This window comes from Flavobacterium chungbukense, from assembly GCF_020805785.1.
Classification (GTDB): Bacteria; Bacteroidota; Bacteroidia; order Flavobacteriales; family Flavobacteriaceae; genus Flavobacterium; species Flavobacterium chungbukense.
On sequence record NZ_JAJGZV010000001.1, the window covers coordinates 83,674 to 98,156 of the forward strand.

The following is a 14,483-nucleotide window of genomic DNA, read 5'->3' on the forward strand; positions in this document are numbered from 1 at the left end:
AACAATATGGCAAGATTTGAATTAAAGCTTCCGAAAATGGGAGAAAGCGTCGCTGAAGCAACCATTACTAATTGGTTGAAAGAGGTTGGAGACAAAATTGAAGCTGATGAAGCTGTACTCGAAATTGCAACAGACAAAGTTGACAGTGAAGTGCCTAGTGAAGTATCAGGAATTTTAGTTGAGCAATTGTTTGGTAAAGATGATTTGGTACAAGTAGGGCAGACTATCGCCATTATTGAAACTGAAGGCGGAGAAACTACAACGCCAGAAGCTGTAAATGCAGTTGAAGAAGCTGCTGTTCCTGCTGAAGCTGCTGAAATTGAAAAATCAATTGAAGAAGTAAAAGAAACGGTTGCTGTATCTCAACATTTCTCTCCCGAAACTTCGGGATCAGATAAATTCTTTTCTCCATTAGTTAAAAATATTGCCAAAGAAGAAGGTGTATCTTTAAGTGAATTGGAAAATTTAAATGGTTCAGGAAAAGACGGCCGAGTAACAAAAGAAGATATTTTAAAATATATAGAAGATCGTAAATCTGGTGTTGTTCAAACTCCAAAAGCGGTTGAAGAAGCTCCAAAACCTGTTGCTGAAGCTCCAAAAGTGGTTGAGCCAGTTGTTCAAAAAAGCCAGCAGGCAGTTCCGGTTTCTGTAAATGGAGGAGACGAAATCGTCGAAATGGACAGAATGCGTAAACTGATTTCTGGTTACATGACGGCTTCAGTTCAGACTTCTGCTCATGTTCAGTCTTTCATCGAAGTTGATGTGACTAATATTGTAAAATGGAGAGATAAAGTAAAAACAGCTTTTGAGAAAAGAGAAGGCGAGAAATTGACTTTTACTCCAATTATGATGGAAGCAGTAGCAAAAGCTTTAAAAGACTTCCCTGGAATGAATATTTCTGTTGATGGTGATTATATCATCAAAAAGAAAAACATCAATTTAGGAATGGCTGCAGCTTTGCCAAACGGAAATTTAATTGTTCCTGTAATTAAAAATGCAGATCAGTTGAATTTGGTTGGAATGGCAAAAGCGGTTAACGATTTAGGAAACCGTGCTAAAGCTGGAAAATTGAAACCAGACGATACTCAAGGCGGAACTTACACGGTAACAAATGTTGGTACCTTTGGAAGCGTTTTCGGAACCCCGATTATCAATCAGCCGCAAGTGGGTATTTTAGCGCTTGGTGCAATTCGTAAAGTTCCTGCGGTTATTGAAACTCCTGAAGGTGATTTTATTGGTATTCGCCAGAAAATGTTCTTATCTCACTCTTATGATCATAGAGTAGTAGACGGTGCATTAGGAGGAAGTTTTGTGAAAAGAGTAGCAGAATATTTAGAAGCTTTTGATGTAGATAGAGATTTCTAAAATTTAAACATAGAAATAAATTCAAATCCGATAAGTTTTAAACTTGTCGGATTTTTTGTTTTGTAAGAAAAAGTAAGATTCGTATAGTAAACTTGTTTAAGGCTTGTTTTGTAAATGTTAAATTCACGAATTTGAAAGCATTTTTAGACAAAAAAAATAAGAATAAAGGAGGATATTCGGCTTTAAAAATTACATTTGTAAACTTATAAAAATTAGAAATGGAATTAAAACTTAACAAACCAATTTGCTTTTTTGATCTCGAAACAACGGGAATTGATATCGGTAAAGATAGAATCGTAGAAATTTCAATATTCAAAGTTTTTCCTAACGGAAACAAAGAAAGTAAAACCTGGTTGGTTAATCCAACAATCCCAATTCCTCCGCAAACCACTGCTGTTCACGGTATCACCGATGAAAAAGTAGCAAATGAACCAGCCTTTGCAGAACTTGCGTCGCAAATTCACAACATGATTAAAGATAGTGATTTGGGCGGATTTAATTCAGATCGTTTTGATATCCCGCTTTTAGCAGAAGAATTGCTTCGTGCTGGAGTTGATTTTGATATGAAAAATAAAGTTTCTGTAGATGTGCAAACTATTTTCCATAAAATGGAAGAACGTACTTTGAGTGCGGCTTTGAAATTTTACTGCGGAAAAAGTCTTGAAAATGCACATTCGGCTGAAGCAGATACCATGGCAACTTACGAAATTCTAAAAGCACAATTAGATCGTTATCCTGAACTGGAAAACGATATGAAGTCGCTGTCTGAATTTACAACCCGTAAAAAAATAGCAGATTTTGCAGGAATGATCGCTTTCGATAAAGATGACGAAGAAATTTTTACATTTGGAAAACATAAGGGAGCTAAAGTGGAAAAAGTTTTAGAATCAGAACCTGGCTATTTCAGCTGGATTCAAAATGCTGATTTCCCTTTGTATACCAAAAAAGTTTTGACAGCAATTAAGTTAAGAAAATTAAATACGAAATAAGGTGCTAAGGGACTAAGTTTCTAAGGTTCTGAGTTTTTTTTCTTAGTTTCTTAGCAACTTAGATCCTTAGTGCCTTAGTAACTATAAAAAGAATGAAAATTATCTGTGTCGGCAGGAATTATGCCAATCATATAGAAGAATTGAAAAACGAGCGTCCAAGCGAGCCAGTTGTTTTTATGAAACCTGATTCTGCAGTTTTGTTGAAACAGCATCCGTTTGTGATTCCTGAATTTTCTGAAGACGTTCATCACGAAGTTGAAATAATCGTAAAGATTAATAAAGTTGGAAAATACATCGAACCGAAATTTGCTCATAAGTATTATGATGAAATAAGTGTTGGAATCGATTTTACAGCGCGAGATCTACAGAGTAAGCTTAAGGAAAAAGGACTTCCGTGGGAAAAAGCCAAAGCATTTGACGGTTCAGCAGTTATTGGTGATTTTTTGCCAAAAACTGATTTTGTTTCTATGGAAAACCTTAATTTTGAATTAAGAACAAATGGAGAAACCGTTCAGAAAGGAAATTCAAGCATGATGCTTTGGAAGATTGATGAACTGATTTCGCATGTGTCTCAATTTTTTACATTAAAAATTGGAGATGTTATTTTTACAGGAACACCAGCAGGCGTTTCGGCAGTAAAACCAAATGATGTTTTAGAAGGCTTTTTAGAAGATAAAAAATTATTCAGAATACAAGTAAAATAATGGCTTTAAAATATAACCTTTCGAAAGTGTATGCGCTTTCTGACAATGATCCTGAATTTGTAAATCAGATTTTGACTTTATTTGTAACAGAAGTTCCGGAAGATTTAAAACAAATCAAAGAAGGAATCAAGAAAAAGGATCATAAATATGCCTATTCTTATGCGCATAAAATAAAGCCTACTTTGGATTTAATGGGATTAAATGTAGCTTTTGAAGAAATTCTTCAAGTAGAAGCTTGGACAAAAGCTGAAGGTAAGAAAAAGGATATTATTGAGACTTTTAAGAGTATTAAGATACAAGTTAAAGAAGCGATCAAAGAGATAAAAAAAGACTTTGATTTGTAATAAAATGTCATAAAACCCAATTCTTGTTTTGAAAAGGATTGGGTTTTTTTTTCTAGTTTTAAAAATAGAGGTTCTGCAAAGTCAGATTCCAATATTGGATTTTCTTCCTAAATAATAACCTGTTTAAATCAGGTAAAATTTTCTTTAAGTAGATATGAAAGCAGCAATCATAACAATTGGAGATGAAATTCTAATTGGTCAAATAGTAGATACAAATTCAGCTTTTATTGCTAAATCGCTTGATAGAATTGGGGTTGAGGTAGTAGAAATGCTTTCGATTAGCGATGATAAAAAACATATTCTAGATACTTTTTCGCAATTTCAGAATAGAGTAGATGTTGTAATAGTTACTGGTGGTTTAGGACCGACTAAAGATGATGTTACAAAAAAGACTTTTTGCGACTATTTTGATGATGAACTGGTTGTGAATCCAGAAGTTCTGGCGCATGTTACGCAATTGATTGAAGGTTTTTATAAAAGGCCTATTTCGCAATTAAATAAAGATCAGGCTTTGGTGCCTTCAACTTGTACGGTATTGCATAATCAAGTTGGAACCGCACCGGGAATGTGGATGAAAAAAGAAGATACCGTATTTATTTCGCTTCCAGGGGTCCCTTATGAAATGAAATATTTGGTAGAAGAGCAGATAATTCCAAAAATTGTACGAGAATACAAACGTCCTTATATCATTCATAAAACGATTTTAACTTACGGGCAAGGTGAAAGTTTAGTTGCAGAGCGTATTGAGCAATGGGAAAATAATCTTCCAGAGTTTATAAAGCTGGCCTATCTGCCAAATCCGGGAAGAGTTCGTTTGCGTTTAACAGCTCGAGGAACGGATAAAGAAGTGTTGGAAGAAGCTATTGAGTCTAATGTCAAATCTTTAGATGCAATAATTCATGATATCATAGTTGGTTACGAAGAAAACGAAACAATAGAAACGGTTATTGGTAAATTGCTGTCTAAGCAAAATAAAACTGTTTCTACAGCCGAAAGTTGCACTGGAGGAAGAATAGCGTCGCTTTTGTCTGCTGTTCCAGGATCATCCAGCTATTTTAAAGGAAGTGTTGTTTCTTATGCAACCGAAATCAAAGTGGATGTTCTTGGCGTTTCTCAAAATGTAATAGATCAATTCTCAGTAGTTAGTGCTGAAGTTGCTTCTGCTATGGCTTTGAATGTGAAAAACTTACTAAAAACAGACTACGGAATAGCAACGACGGGGAATGCTGGTCCGTCAAAAGGTGATTCTGACGCAGAAATTGGTACTGTTTTTATTGCTTTAGCAACGCCAAACGAAGTAATAGTAGAAGAATTTAACTTCGGACAACCGCGTGAAAAAGTGATAGATAGGGCATCTGTTAAGAGTTTGGAAATATTACAGAAAGAAATTTTAAAAATTGTGCAATAATTTTTTGCTACAATGGTTTATTTTTCTTTTCTTTGCACCCTGATTTTGAATAACGATAAAAGATAAGTATAATGTCAAGAGTTTGTGACCTTACAGGTAAAAGAGCGATGGTAGGAAATAACGTTTCTCACGCTATGAACAAAACTAAGAGAAAGTTTTCTGTAAACTTAGTTAAAAAGCGTTTTTATCTTCCAGAAGAAGATAGATGGATTACTCTTAGAGTAGCAGCATCTACGATAAAAACAATTAATAAAAATGGAATCACTGCTGTTTTGAAAAAAGCACAGTCAGAAGGATTTATCAAATAATCTTTTCCTAAATAAATATATAGCAAGATGGCAAAGAAAGGTAATAGAATCCAAGTAATTTTAGAATGTACTGAGCACAAAGCTTCTGGTGTTGCAGGAACTTCTAGATACATTACAACTAAGAACAAAAAAAATACTCCAGACAGATTAGAGATTAAAAAATTTAATCCAGTTTTGAAAAGAGTAACTGTTCACAAAGAAATTAAGTAATAATTAGAGATTTTGATAAAATCTCAAATGGTTTTTCATTTGAAGATTTATTGAATTTCAAATAACATTGAATCATGGCAAAGAAAACCGTAGCATCGTTACAAACATCTTCTAAGAGATTATCAAAAGCCATCAAAATGGTAAAATCTCCAAAAACTGGTGCATATACATTCGTAGAATCTATTATGGCTCCTGAAGAAGTTGATGAATTCTTGAAAAAGAAATAATTACAATTACATTATATAGAAAAGCTACTTTCTTTCGGAAGTAGCTTTTTTATTACCTATATTTGTCTGAAATTTTAAAGAATTGTAATAATTTGCTCTTTTTTGAAAGAGAATTGCAGTTTCTTTAAAGATTTGGATTTCTGATCTAAAAATCAAGAGGTCTAATAAATCTAAAAATCTACAAAAAAATGAGTTTTTTTAAAAAATTATTCTCTACTGATAAAAAAGAGACTTTAGACAAAGGTCTTGAAAAATCAAAAACTACTTTTTTCTCAAAGTTAAGTAAAGCCGTTGCTGGAAAATCTAAAGTCGATGATGATGTTTTAGATGATTTAGAAGAGGTTCTAGTTGGTTCGGATGTTGGTGTAAATACTACTTTGAAGATCATTTCAAGAATTGAAAAACGTGTTGCCGAAGATAAATATTTAGGTACAGATGAGCTTAATCAAATTCTCCGTGATGAAATTGGTGCATTGTTGTCTGAAACCAATACTGGTGAAGCAACCGAATTCGAAATCCCAAAAGATAAAAAACCTTACGTTCTAATGGTTGTAGGGGTAAATGGAGTTGGTAAAACAACAACCATTGGTAAATTAGCGTATCAGTTTAAAAAAGCGGGTCATAAAGTAGTTTTAGGAGCTGCGGATACTTTCCGTGCTGCGGCGATTGATCAATTGCAAGTTTGGGCAGATAGAGTAGATGTGCCAATTGTAAGACAAAATATGGGTAGTGATCCAGCTTCTGTAGCTTTTGATACTTTGCAGTCTGCTGTTGCTCAAAATGCTGATGTTGTTATTATTGATACTGCTGGACGTCTTCATAATAAAATTAATTTGATGAACGAGTTAACAAAAGTAAAACGTGTTATGCAGAAAGTTGTTGCCGATGCGCCTCACGACGTGCTTTTGGTTTTAGATGGTTCTACTGGTCAAAATGCTTTTGAGCAAGCGAAACAATTTACTGCAGCAACAGAAGTAACTTCATTAGCTGTAACTAAATTAGACGGAACTGCTAAAGGTGGGGTTGTAATTGGTATTTCAGATCAGTTTCAGATTCCTGTAAAATATATTGGTGTTGGCGAAGGAATTGAAGATTTGCAAGTCTTTAATAAATATGAATTCGTAGACAGTTTCTTTAAATAAATTTATAATGAGTTTTGAATCTATAAAAAATATATCGGCTGTTACTTTTTATTTTGCCAGTATTATAAGTTTTGTTTTGGCGAATGTTTTGAAAGATAATAATCTTTCGATTTATTATGTACTCTTGGTGCTTGGGGTAATTTTATTTTTTTTAGGAATTCTTAAAAGAATTCAAACCAAACGATAGTAGTAAGAAAATATAACAACTGATTTGTTGAGTATTTAACTTTTATGAAATATTGCGTTTTCATTTTTCTCTTAAGCTTGTTGTCTTGTAAAAATAAGAACAATGAAAATACAATAATAGCTCAAAAAGTTATTGTTATTCAGCCTTTAGGTAATTTCCAGCAAAAACAATCTCAAAAGGTTTTTGCGGAGATAAAAGCCATTAATTCGAAAGTGATTTTGATGGATAATATTGAGTTTCCTGAAAAATCCTTTTATAGTCCTCGAAATAGATATCGTGCGGACAGTATTATTAAAAATCTAAAAAATAAAATCGGTAAAGATTCTGTAATTGTTGGATTGTCGCATTTTGATATTAGTACTACAAAAAATGGTATCAAAGATTGGGGAATAATGGGTTTGGGTTATAGACCTGGAAAAGCCTGTGTCGTTTCTGATTTTAGATTGTCTAGCAAAAATAAAAACGAACAGTTTTATAAGTTGGTTCTACATGAATTGGGACATACTGAAGGTTTGCCCCATTGTAAAGAAAAAGCTTGTTTGATGCGTGATGCAGAAGGCGGAAATCCTTTTGATCAAGAAAAAAGCTTCTGCAATAATTGCAAAAGCTTTTTAAAAAGTAAAGGTTGGCGATTAATTTGAATTGCTAATTTTATTTGTTATTGATACAAAGCATTAATTTTCTCCCACAAAGTTTTGTCAAAATCTGATAGAGCGAGATTTACATTATCTGCGGCGTCTCCCATTCTTATTACTACCATTTTTTTGCTTGGCACTACATAGATCTTTTGATCATTTTTTCCTAAAGCCATAAACATATCGTTTGGTCCAGTTGAGATTATACTTCCTTGAAAAACAAGTTGAGATTGGGGTAAATGATAACTCGTTTTTCCATTTAGCCACCATAAATAACCGTATCCTAAATTAATATTTTGCGAAGTTGATGTTGCTTCATTAAAATAAGCTTCATTCAAAATGGTTTCGTTTTCCCATTTTCCATTGTTTAACATTAATAGTCCGAAACGGGCCATACTTCTTGTAGTGCTCGTGTAAACGCTATTAACACCCAATTGTACCCAATTGCCGTCCATTCCGATTTTATTTCTTAATTTGTTGTTGAAATAATTTTCCCAAGTTTGTTTGCTTGCTTTAGCTACAACGTCTTGAAGTTTTACATAAACATTATGATAAGCCCATCTTTTTCCTGCATCAGCTTTATAGATTAAATCTTCGGTGTCAACATCGTCTGTGCCGTCGTCAAGTCCAGAAGTCATAGAAAGTAAATTTTTACAGGTAATTTGGTTTTCTTGAGCTAAAGTTTCGCTTGTCCATCCAGTTCCGATATAATCTGATACTTTATTGTTGATATTTAAAAGTCCTTCTTGCTGCGCAATTCCAGTCATAGTAGAGGTTAAAGTCTTTCCTGCACTAGCCCAGTACCAGTTTGTTGTGGCAGTATGTTTATTAAAATAATTTTCTAAAACGATTCGTCCATTAACTAAAATGATAAACGACTTAGAGTTTTTGAGTTCTAAATAATCCAGAAGAGGCTGTACTGCATTTTGATTCCATTTTAGCTCAGTAATTGATTTTGTTTCCCAACTAGACCCAGTTATTGGCGGGAAATACATTTTTTCGTCGGGAATTGGAGTTGGATCTGTTTCGGATGAATCTTTACTGCAGGCTATAAAAAATAGCGCTAGCAAAATGGTGCAAATAGATTTGGTCATGTCTTTTTGTTTTTGGTTTTGGGGTTTGACCAAAAATATGTAAAAAAGTTTAATGTGTTAACAAACTTATTTTTAGGTTTATAAGGATTATATTGGTTTTTTTTCTTCGTTTAATTCCCATTTGCTTCCATCATTATAAACAATGTAATAAACTGTGACTTTAATGATTTTATCTGCATCTGTCGAGAAATCTTCCCATATTTTTGATTTGGTTTCTCCAGGTTTTATTAAACAAGTTATGTTTCCGTTAAAATTTCCTTCACCATAAAAATAATTACCGCTTGCGGGTTCTTCAAATGAGTTGATGCAAAACCATTTAAGTTTTATGGCTTTAATTGTTTTTCTGCTCGAATTCTTGTAAACTATTTTGATGTCCTTATGATGAGAATAGCTATTGTCGATTAGTATTGCTTTAACGATTTTTATTGGAGAATCTTCTGAATTTGTAGTTTTTGAGATGCTTTTTACTGTAGAATGAGTGTCAGTTTTGCTTTCGTTTTCTTTTGAATGATTTTCTAATTTGACAGGAGCTTTTTTTTCTTGTTTTTGATGATCGCATTTTAAAAATAGAATTAAGGAGCTAAAAATTAATAGTAATGTTTTTTTCATTTTTGATTGAAAATAGGAACTTTAAATTTGATCATTTATAGCAAATTTTTCTTCGAAACAATTATGCTATAAAAATCTATATGTTACAAAATAATTATTACTCATAAAAGTTTTAATAGTAACAGAATAAGACATTTTTCTGTTTTTATTCTTGAAAAAATGTTTTTTAAAACAGTAAAATAATTAATGTATAAAGTATTTCTTTTGATGATTATAAGACTATCTTTGTAGTCCGAGAAAAATTTCTGCAAAAAATAGCGAGATGCTATAGTCAGTTAACCAAGTAAGTTACTGCTAAAAAAAAATATTTATTATTTATGAAAAACACTTTTATAGTTTTGGTTTTGTCGCTTTTATTTGTAAGCTGCAAACAGGAAATTAAGCCTGATGATATGGCTAAATTAAATGGCTATTGGGAAATTGAAAAAGTTGTTTTTGAGAAAGGAGAGGAGAAGGAGTATAAAATGAACGAGACTTTTGATTTTTTTCAAATTAAAAATAATAAAGGAGTTCGAACGAAAGTAATGCCCCAATTTGATGGGACGTTTTTGACGACAGATACCTTTGAGAATGTTTCTGTTCGTTTTGCAGGAGAAAAGGTTTTTTTAGATTATAAAACAGATTATGCGAAATGGAGTGAGGAAGTTATTTCGATTTCAGATGAAAAATTTGTGACTAAAAATCCACAAAAAATAGAATATCATTATAAAAAAGCAGCACCAATAAATCTTCTGAACGATGGCGAAAAGACTAAATAACGAATCTACTATTAGCGCTGTTTTGCAACAGATTATTCAAGTGAATAAGTTACAGCCGGGCATGGATCAAATTGATGTTCGTGATGCTTGGAAACAATTGATGGGAAGCGGAGTGAACACGTATACCAGAAATGTTATTTTAAAAGGCAGCACACTTTATGTTGAATTGGGCTCTGCCGTTCTGCGTGAAGAATTAAGTCACGGAAAGTCTAAAATCGTAAAAATGATTAATGAAGAACTTGGACGTGAGGTAGTGAAAGAAGTGGTTTTAAGATAATCCTTCGGTACTAAATAAGAGCGTTAATTTATGGTATATTTAGAATCAAAATTCAAAGTTTTTCCGATTATTTTGATCACTTATTTAAGTGCTTTTCCTCTATTAGCGGTTTACTTGTATTTTGTTTCGCCAGATGTAAGTGTGATTTTTCCTGTTTTGCTTTTAATACTTATTGCCATCTTTTGGTTTAAAGCTTTAAGAATAAGAGCCAACAGTATAAAAATTACTCAAGATAGTATCATGATGAGACGTTACCTTGGAATTGGAAAACCCATCGAGTATAAAAATATTGCATTAGATGGTTTTGTAAATGTATTTGAATCTGGTAGGGGAATTACTTATGAGTCAATTTTTATTATTGAAAAAGGGAAACGAATAGGCTGCATTTCGAGTTTTTATCATAAAAATTTTGATGCTTTAAAGTTACGTTTGAAAGAAAATGTAGCCGATTTAGGAGAGAGAAAATAGTTCCTGCTAGGGAATAAAAAAAATGCTGTTTGATTTACAAACAGCATTTTTTTATGAATTACAATCACTGAAAAACTGTGACTGCGACTGAAACTAATTATTAAAATTGCTCTCTTCCTGCAAAGTGGAATGCACCTTCGATAGCAGCGTTTTCGTCGCTGTCAGATCCGTGAACTGCATTTTCTCCGATAGAAGTAGCATATGCTTTACGAATAGTTCCTTCAGCAGCTTCAGCTGGGTTTGTAGCTCCAATTAAAGTTCTGAAATCTTCTACTGCGTTGTCTTTTTCTAAAATGGCAGCAACAATTGGTCCGCGAGACATAAATTCAACTAATTCTCCGTAGAAAGGTCTTTCTGCGTGAACTGCGTAAAATGCTTTTGCATCTGCTACAGTTAATTGAGTTAATTTTAATGAAACGATTTTAAAACCACCGTTAGTGATCATTGCTAAGATGTTCCCGATGTGCCCATTTGCAACAGCATCTGGCTTAATCATTGTAAAAGTTCTATTTGTTGCCATTTTTATATTTTATTAAATTTTGTGCAAAAGTATACTTTTTTTACGAATTGATTTTAATAAATTCTTAATTTAAATGTGTTCGAATGCTGTTTTGAGCAAGAAAGATCAAAAAATCAAACTATGGCAAAAAAAAGGCGCACATCCGTACGCCTCTTTAAGTTATAATTTTAAAAACTAAACTTTGAATATGAGTTTATTTCGGTAGAAGACCCATAAAATAAAAGACCAGATTCCGACATAAGTTAAGGCGCCAGCCAAAGAAGCCGTCATCGGATTAGAAAATAAAGGCGCAATTCCGAAACGGTATAAATAATCTAATAAATTAGTTTGTTCTGCTGGATTTGACGGATTCTGAAAGCGAATCATTACCAATGCCTGTGGAATAATCTGTGAGGCAAAGAAAACAATCATTGGGTTTACTCCCCAGATAATAAATAGTTTAAAGCTTTTTTTGTATTCCTTAATGTCGATTACAAAATATAGGACTGTTAGACATATTGTTGCTAATCCGGTGGTGAATAAAACATAACTGCTTGTCCATATAGATTTGTTTATTGGAAAAACCAAATCCCAAATTAATCCGAAAAATATAAGTGATGTTCCTATTATTCCCATTCTTTGGGCTTTTTGAACTTTGGTTACATTAAGTAATAAAATTTGACCTATGATTAATCCAATAATTCCATTTACGATTGAGGGCAGTGTGCTTAGAATTCCTTCTGGATCCCAAGTATTGGTTTCATGATACATGTGACCTTTCAGCAAAATACTGTCTACCCATGCGGCTAAATTAGTTCCTATTTCTAGATTTGCTTCTCCAACACCAGGAACAGGAATTAAGGTCATTACTGCCCAATATCCTAAAAGCAAAACAATTCCTGTAACAATCTGTATTTTTTGCGATGTTTTTAAATATAGAAGGGAAACAACAAAATAGACAATAGCAATACGTTGCAACACTCCAGGAAGTCTAACATCTTGATAGTTCTCAAAACCTCCATAAGCTAGAATTAGGTAAATTAACAGAATTCCGATAGCAAATATGTTTTTTAGTCGATTACTAAAATTTCCCATCAAAGCATAACCAACAGCAATGGTAATGGCTAAACGTCCAATAAGAAGCGGAATTCCATCCAATCCAAATAATTGAATTTTGCCGAAAAAATTAAAGAAAATTCCAAGGCAGAACATTCTTAAAGAGCGTATCAGTATTTTATTAAAAGTAGTGCCGTCATATTTTTTCTCTGGCATTGCTAAAGGCACTGCAACTCCCATTATAAAAATAAAAAATGGAAATACGAGATCTGTTGGCGTACAGCCATTCCAATGTGCATGCAAAAGAGGTGGATAAACATTACCCCAGTCACCAGGGTTGTTTACAATAGTCATCAATAGAATAGTTAGTCCGCGAAAGACATCAAGCGAAATTAGTCGTTCTCTTACCATTTGGTTAGTTAGTTAATAGGTTATAAAATATAATTCTATTTGGTTTGAGAGAGCAATAATGTCGGAAATGAGCTGGTTATTTGTTCCTAAATTATCACTTTTAATTTCTAAAGATAATTATTTTAGATTATTATGATATCAAAATTGTGTTCTAAAGGTTTTAATTTCTGGATTAAAAGCGGAATTAGTTGTTCTCCATTTTCTAAATAAAATTCAGAAAAATTGGTTTGACGTTCTTGAAGTCCATAATTAGGAAACAATTCGCATTGTAAATCTGTTACACGCTGTAATTGATCCTGTAATTTTCTTTTTTGAGCTTTTAGTAAACGTTTTTCTAAATTTTCTAGACCTTTCTTTTGTTTTACTTCTTGAGCTTTTACGGCTCCTGAAAAAGATTTATCCGTTTTTTCTGCTAATTCAAAAAGATAATTGAATTGTTGTTCAAGAGCTTCTTTTTGAACAGTTAAATCTATCGGAAATGGAGAAAGTTTATGTGTAATTTCATTGATTAAATTTTCTGATTTACTAAATAAATCTTTCCAGGATAAACTTAAATTATCTGCTTTTTTGGCTTGTTTTTCAGTTGCTAAAAGAACTGAATTTCGAACTAATAAAATCGGAAAAGTAATATTTACGGCATCAAAGAAATCTTTTAATTCTAACCAATAAGCAATTTCTCCGCCTCCTCCGATGTAACAAAGGTTTGGTAAAATAATTTCCTGATATAAAGGACGCATAATCACATTAGGACTGAATTTTTCTGGATTACTTTCCAGCAATTTGAAAATTTCTTCTTTAGAAAATGAAATTTTGGTATTGTTAACTACAAATTTGTCATTTTCAAAAATGATTCGCTCCCGAAGTTTATCTTCAATATAAAATAAATTAATCTCGCGCGGATTTACCTGAACATTATAATTTTCAAGTTTTTTAATTGATTCTTGAACTGTTTTAAATGAAGTTTGGTTTTCTAATTCTTCTTTAATAAAGGGAACTAAAGCACGTTTCAAATCGGCTTCATCTGCATCTAGAATAACTAAACCGTATTGAGAAAATAAACTATTGGCTAAAAAACGAGTAGCTTCGGCTAGGTTTTCATGTTTTAAATAAGCGTCTTCAAAAAGCTTTTTAAGTGTATTGGCATTATTACTTGAACCTAATTCTTTAGAATAAACTTCAAACAAATCTTCTAATCCATTTGTTGATAGTCTTCCCACTGGGCCGGTACTTTCAGCATTCCAGCGGATTTTCTTTCCTTTAAAATTAAAATAATTAATTTCTTCAAAATCATGATCTTCAGTTGCCATCCAATAAACTGGAACAAAATTGTATGAAGGATATTTTGATTTTAATTCTTTGGTTAGATTAATCGTCGAAATAATTTTATACAAAAAATATAAAGGTCCGCTAAATAGATTTAATTGATGTCCAGTTGTAATTGTGAACGTATTTTCGAGTGCTAAAAGCGTAATGTTTTGTTTGGTAGCGTCTGAAATTTCGATATTCTGATATTGCTTTTGCAAAGTCTGAATTAATGCAGTTCGATTTTTGTTATCAAAATTTGCTGCTTTTTCGCTAATCTGTTTTTCGAAATTTTCCATTGTTGGAAAATTATTGTACAGCGTTTTTAATTCTGTTTTCTGGTCTAAATAATCTTGCATTAGTTTAGAAAAATATCCAGAAGATTGAAAGCTGATACAGTCGGTAGGCATAATTTTAAATTTATTTTTGATAGCTGTAAATTTAAGGAAAATATACAGTTAAAAATGCTTTTAACGATTGCTTAAGATTT

The 14,483-nt window shown here is 32.5% G+C and carries 18 protein-coding genes; 13 read left to right on the plus strand and 5 right to left on the minus strand.

All coding sequences use genetic code 11. From position 1 onward, the window contains the following. Window positions 1–6: 6 nt before the first annotated feature. The 10 genes from LL966_RS00420 to LL966_RS00465 all read left to right on the plus strand — a co-directional run bounded on the left by LL966_RS00420 (window position 7) and on the right by LL966_RS00465 (window position 7,525). Window positions 7–1,365 carry a dihydrolipoamide acetyltransferase family protein gene (locus LL966_RS00420; RefSeq protein WP_229349132.1) on the plus strand — a complete coding sequence of 453 codons (1,359 nt, stop codon included), beginning with the start codon at window positions 7–9 and terminating at the stop codon, window positions 1,363–1,365. 218 nt (window positions 1,366–1,583) lie between these two features. Then, window positions 1,584–2,354, plus strand: a complete 771-nt coding sequence (locus LL966_RS00425) for a 3'-5' exonuclease (protein WP_229349133.1) — start codon at window positions 1,584–1,586, stop codon at window positions 2,352–2,354. A 92-nt stretch (window positions 2,355–2,446) separates the two neighbouring features. Further along, on the plus strand, window positions 2,447–3,058 hold the full coding sequence (locus tag LL966_RS00430) for a fumarylacetoacetate hydrolase family protein (RefSeq protein ID WP_229349135.1): 612 nt from the start codon (window positions 2,447–2,449) through the stop codon (window positions 3,056–3,058). Next, the gene (locus LL966_RS00435) at window positions 3,058–3,402 is read left to right on the plus strand and encodes an Hpt domain-containing protein (RefSeq protein ID WP_184159882.1); all 345 of its coding nucleotides are present in this window, start codon (window positions 3,058–3,060) and stop codon (window positions 3,400–3,402) included. Before LL966_RS00430 ends, LL966_RS00435 begins: the two co-directional genes overlap by 1 nt. A gap of 154 nt (window positions 3,403–3,556) precedes the next feature. Further along, window positions 3,557–4,810 (plus strand): CinA family nicotinamide mononucleotide deamidase-related protein, encoded by a 1,254-nt coding sequence (locus tag LL966_RS00440; RefSeq protein ID WP_229349136.1) that lies wholly within the window; start codon window positions 3,557–3,559, stop codon window positions 4,808–4,810. 71 nt (window positions 4,811–4,881) lie between these two features. Further along, window positions 4,882–5,118, plus strand: a complete 237-nt coding sequence (rpmB, locus tag LL966_RS00445) for a 50S ribosomal protein L28 (RefSeq protein WP_008468080.1) — start codon at window positions 4,882–4,884, stop codon at window positions 5,116–5,118. Between the two features lie 27 nt (window positions 5,119–5,145). Beyond that, complete coding sequence (rpmG, locus tag LL966_RS00450) at window positions 5,146–5,328, plus strand: 50S ribosomal protein L33 (RefSeq protein WP_011963553.1); 183 nt, start codon at window positions 5,146–5,148, stop codon at window positions 5,326–5,328. Between the two features lie 74 nt (window positions 5,329–5,402). Then, a complete protein-coding gene (locus LL966_RS00455; RefSeq protein ID WP_008468081.1) occupies window positions 5,403–5,555 on the plus strand; it encodes a DUF4295 domain-containing protein in 153 nt (50 codons plus the stop codon). Window positions 5,556–5,743: 188 nt separating this feature from the next. Continuing rightward, on the plus strand, window positions 5,744–6,697 hold the full coding sequence (gene ftsY, locus LL966_RS00460; protein WP_229349138.1) for a signal recognition particle-docking protein FtsY: 954 nt from the start codon (window positions 5,744–5,746) through the stop codon (window positions 6,695–6,697). 231 nt (window positions 6,698–6,928) lie between these two features. Further along, window positions 6,929–7,525 carry a Zn-dependent protease gene (locus LL966_RS00465; protein WP_229349139.1) on the plus strand — a complete coding sequence of 199 codons (597 nt, stop codon included), beginning with the start codon at window positions 6,929–6,931 and terminating at the stop codon, window positions 7,523–7,525. Between the two features lie 17 nt (window positions 7,526–7,542). On the opposite strand, the gene LL966_RS00470 is transcribed toward LL966_RS00465, so the two are convergent. Together LL966_RS00470 and LL966_RS00475 are read right to left on the minus strand one after the other, a co-directional pair. Beyond that, window positions 7,543–8,613: a serine hydrolase domain-containing protein gene (locus LL966_RS00470; RefSeq protein WP_229349140.1), complete on the minus strand. Its 1,071-nt coding sequence runs from the start codon at window positions 8,611–8,613 to the stop codon at window positions 7,543–7,545. Between the two features lie 87 nt (window positions 8,614–8,700). After that, on the minus strand, window positions 8,701–9,222 hold the full coding sequence (locus LL966_RS00475) for a hypothetical protein (RefSeq protein WP_229349142.1): 522 nt from the start codon (window positions 9,220–9,222) through the stop codon (window positions 8,701–8,703). Window positions 9,223–9,539: 317 nt separating this feature from the next. Here LL966_RS00475 and LL966_RS00480 point away from each other — a divergent pair, with 317 nt between their 5' ends. Genes LL966_RS00480 through LL966_RS00490 form a run of 3 tightly spaced genes read left to right on the plus strand, consistent with a single transcriptional unit; the run spans window position 9,540 to window position 10,725 of the window. Continuing rightward, window positions 9,540–9,980 carry a lipocalin family protein gene (locus LL966_RS00480; protein ID WP_229349144.1) on the plus strand — a complete coding sequence of 147 codons (441 nt, stop codon included), beginning with the start codon at window positions 9,540–9,542 and terminating at the stop codon, window positions 9,978–9,980. Beyond that, a complete protein-coding gene (locus LL966_RS00485; RefSeq protein ID WP_229349145.1) occupies window positions 9,961–10,257 on the plus strand; it encodes a DUF721 domain-containing protein in 297 nt (98 codons plus the stop codon). Before LL966_RS00480 ends, LL966_RS00485 begins: the two co-directional genes overlap by 20 nt. A 30-nt stretch (window positions 10,258–10,287) precedes the next feature. Further along, window positions 10,288–10,725 carry a hypothetical protein gene (locus LL966_RS00490; RefSeq protein WP_229349147.1) on the plus strand — a complete coding sequence of 146 codons (438 nt, stop codon included), beginning with the start codon at window positions 10,288–10,290 and terminating at the stop codon, window positions 10,723–10,725. Between the two features lie 100 nt (window positions 10,726–10,825). Here the strand turns inward: LL966_RS00490 and LL966_RS00495 are convergent, their stop codons facing one another. The 3 genes from LL966_RS00495 to bshC form a co-directional block, all read right to left on the minus strand. Beyond that, window positions 10,826–11,245, minus strand: a complete 420-nt coding sequence (locus LL966_RS00495; protein WP_031456090.1) for a nucleoside-diphosphate kinase — start codon at window positions 11,243–11,245, stop codon at window positions 10,826–10,828. Window positions 11,246–11,419: 174 nt separating this feature from the next. Then, complete coding sequence (locus tag LL966_RS00500) at window positions 11,420–12,691, minus strand: acyltransferase family protein (RefSeq protein WP_229349149.1); 1,272 nt, start codon at window positions 12,689–12,691, stop codon at window positions 11,420–11,422. A gap of 122 nt (window positions 12,692–12,813) precedes the next feature. Then, entirely contained in the window at window positions 12,814–14,403 is a 1,590-nt protein-coding gene (gene bshC / locus LL966_RS00505) for a bacillithiol biosynthesis cysteine-adding enzyme BshC (protein ID WP_229349151.1), read from the minus strand. Window positions 14,404–14,483 lie beyond the last annotated feature (80 nt).

What these genes read in the sequence shown, in the direction of transcription:
- LL966_RS00475 (WP_229349142.1), bottom strand. Translation starts at nt 9,222, where the DNA reads ATGAAAAAAACATTACTATTAATTTTTAGCTCCTTAATTCTATTTTTA.
- bshC (WP_229349151.1), bottom strand. Translation starts at nt 14,403, where the DNA reads ATGCCTACCGACTGTATCAGCTTTCAATCTTCTGGATATTTTTCTAAA.
- rpmG (WP_011963553.1), top strand. Translation starts at nt 5,146, where the DNA reads ATGGCAAAGAAAGGTAATAGAATCCAAGTAATTTTAGAATGTACTGAG.
- LL966_RS00440 (WP_229349136.1), top strand. Translation starts at nt 3,557, where the DNA reads ATGAAAGCAGCAATCATAACAATTGGAGATGAAATTCTAATTGGTCAA.
- rpmB (WP_008468080.1), top strand. Translation starts at nt 4,882, where the DNA reads ATGTCAAGAGTTTGTGACCTTACAGGTAAAAGAGCGATGGTAGGAAAT.
- LL966_RS00430 (WP_229349135.1), top strand. Translation starts at nt 2,447, where the DNA reads ATGAAAATTATCTGTGTCGGCAGGAATTATGCCAATCATATAGAAGAA.
- LL966_RS00500 (WP_229349149.1), bottom strand. Translation starts at nt 12,691, where the DNA reads ATGGTAAGAGAACGACTAATTTCGCTTGATGTCTTTCGCGGACTAACT.
- LL966_RS00480 (WP_229349144.1), top strand. Translation starts at nt 9,540, where the DNA reads ATGAAAAACACTTTTATAGTTTTGGTTTTGTCGCTTTTATTTGTAAGC.
- LL966_RS00470 (WP_229349140.1), bottom strand. Translation starts at nt 8,613, where the DNA reads ATGACCAAATCTATTTGCACCATTTTGCTAGCGCTATTTTTTATAGCC.
- ftsY (WP_229349138.1), top strand. Translation starts at nt 5,744, where the DNA reads ATGAGTTTTTTTAAAAAATTATTCTCTACTGATAAAAAAGAGACTTTA.
- LL966_RS00435 (WP_184159882.1), top strand. Translation starts at nt 3,058, where the DNA reads ATGGCTTTAAAATATAACCTTTCGAAAGTGTATGCGCTTTCTGACAAT.
- LL966_RS00465 (WP_229349139.1), top strand. Translation starts at nt 6,929, where the DNA reads ATGAAATATTGCGTTTTCATTTTTCTCTTAAGCTTGTTGTCTTGTAAA.
- LL966_RS00425 (WP_229349133.1), top strand. Translation starts at nt 1,584, where the DNA reads ATGGAATTAAAACTTAACAAACCAATTTGCTTTTTTGATCTCGAAACA.
- LL966_RS00455 (WP_008468081.1), top strand. Translation starts at nt 5,403, where the DNA reads ATGGCAAAGAAAACCGTAGCATCGTTACAAACATCTTCTAAGAGATTA.
- LL966_RS00495 (WP_031456090.1), bottom strand. Translation starts at nt 11,245, where the DNA reads ATGGCAACAAATAGAACTTTTACAATGATTAAGCCAGATGCTGTTGCA.
- LL966_RS00490 (WP_229349147.1), top strand. Translation starts at nt 10,288, where the DNA reads ATGGTATATTTAGAATCAAAATTCAAAGTTTTTCCGATTATTTTGATC.
- LL966_RS00485 (WP_229349145.1), top strand. Translation starts at nt 9,961, where the DNA reads ATGGCGAAAAGACTAAATAACGAATCTACTATTAGCGCTGTTTTGCAA.
- LL966_RS00420 (WP_229349132.1), top strand. Translation starts at nt 7, where the DNA reads ATGGCAAGATTTGAATTAAAGCTTCCGAAAATGGGAGAAAGCGTCGCT.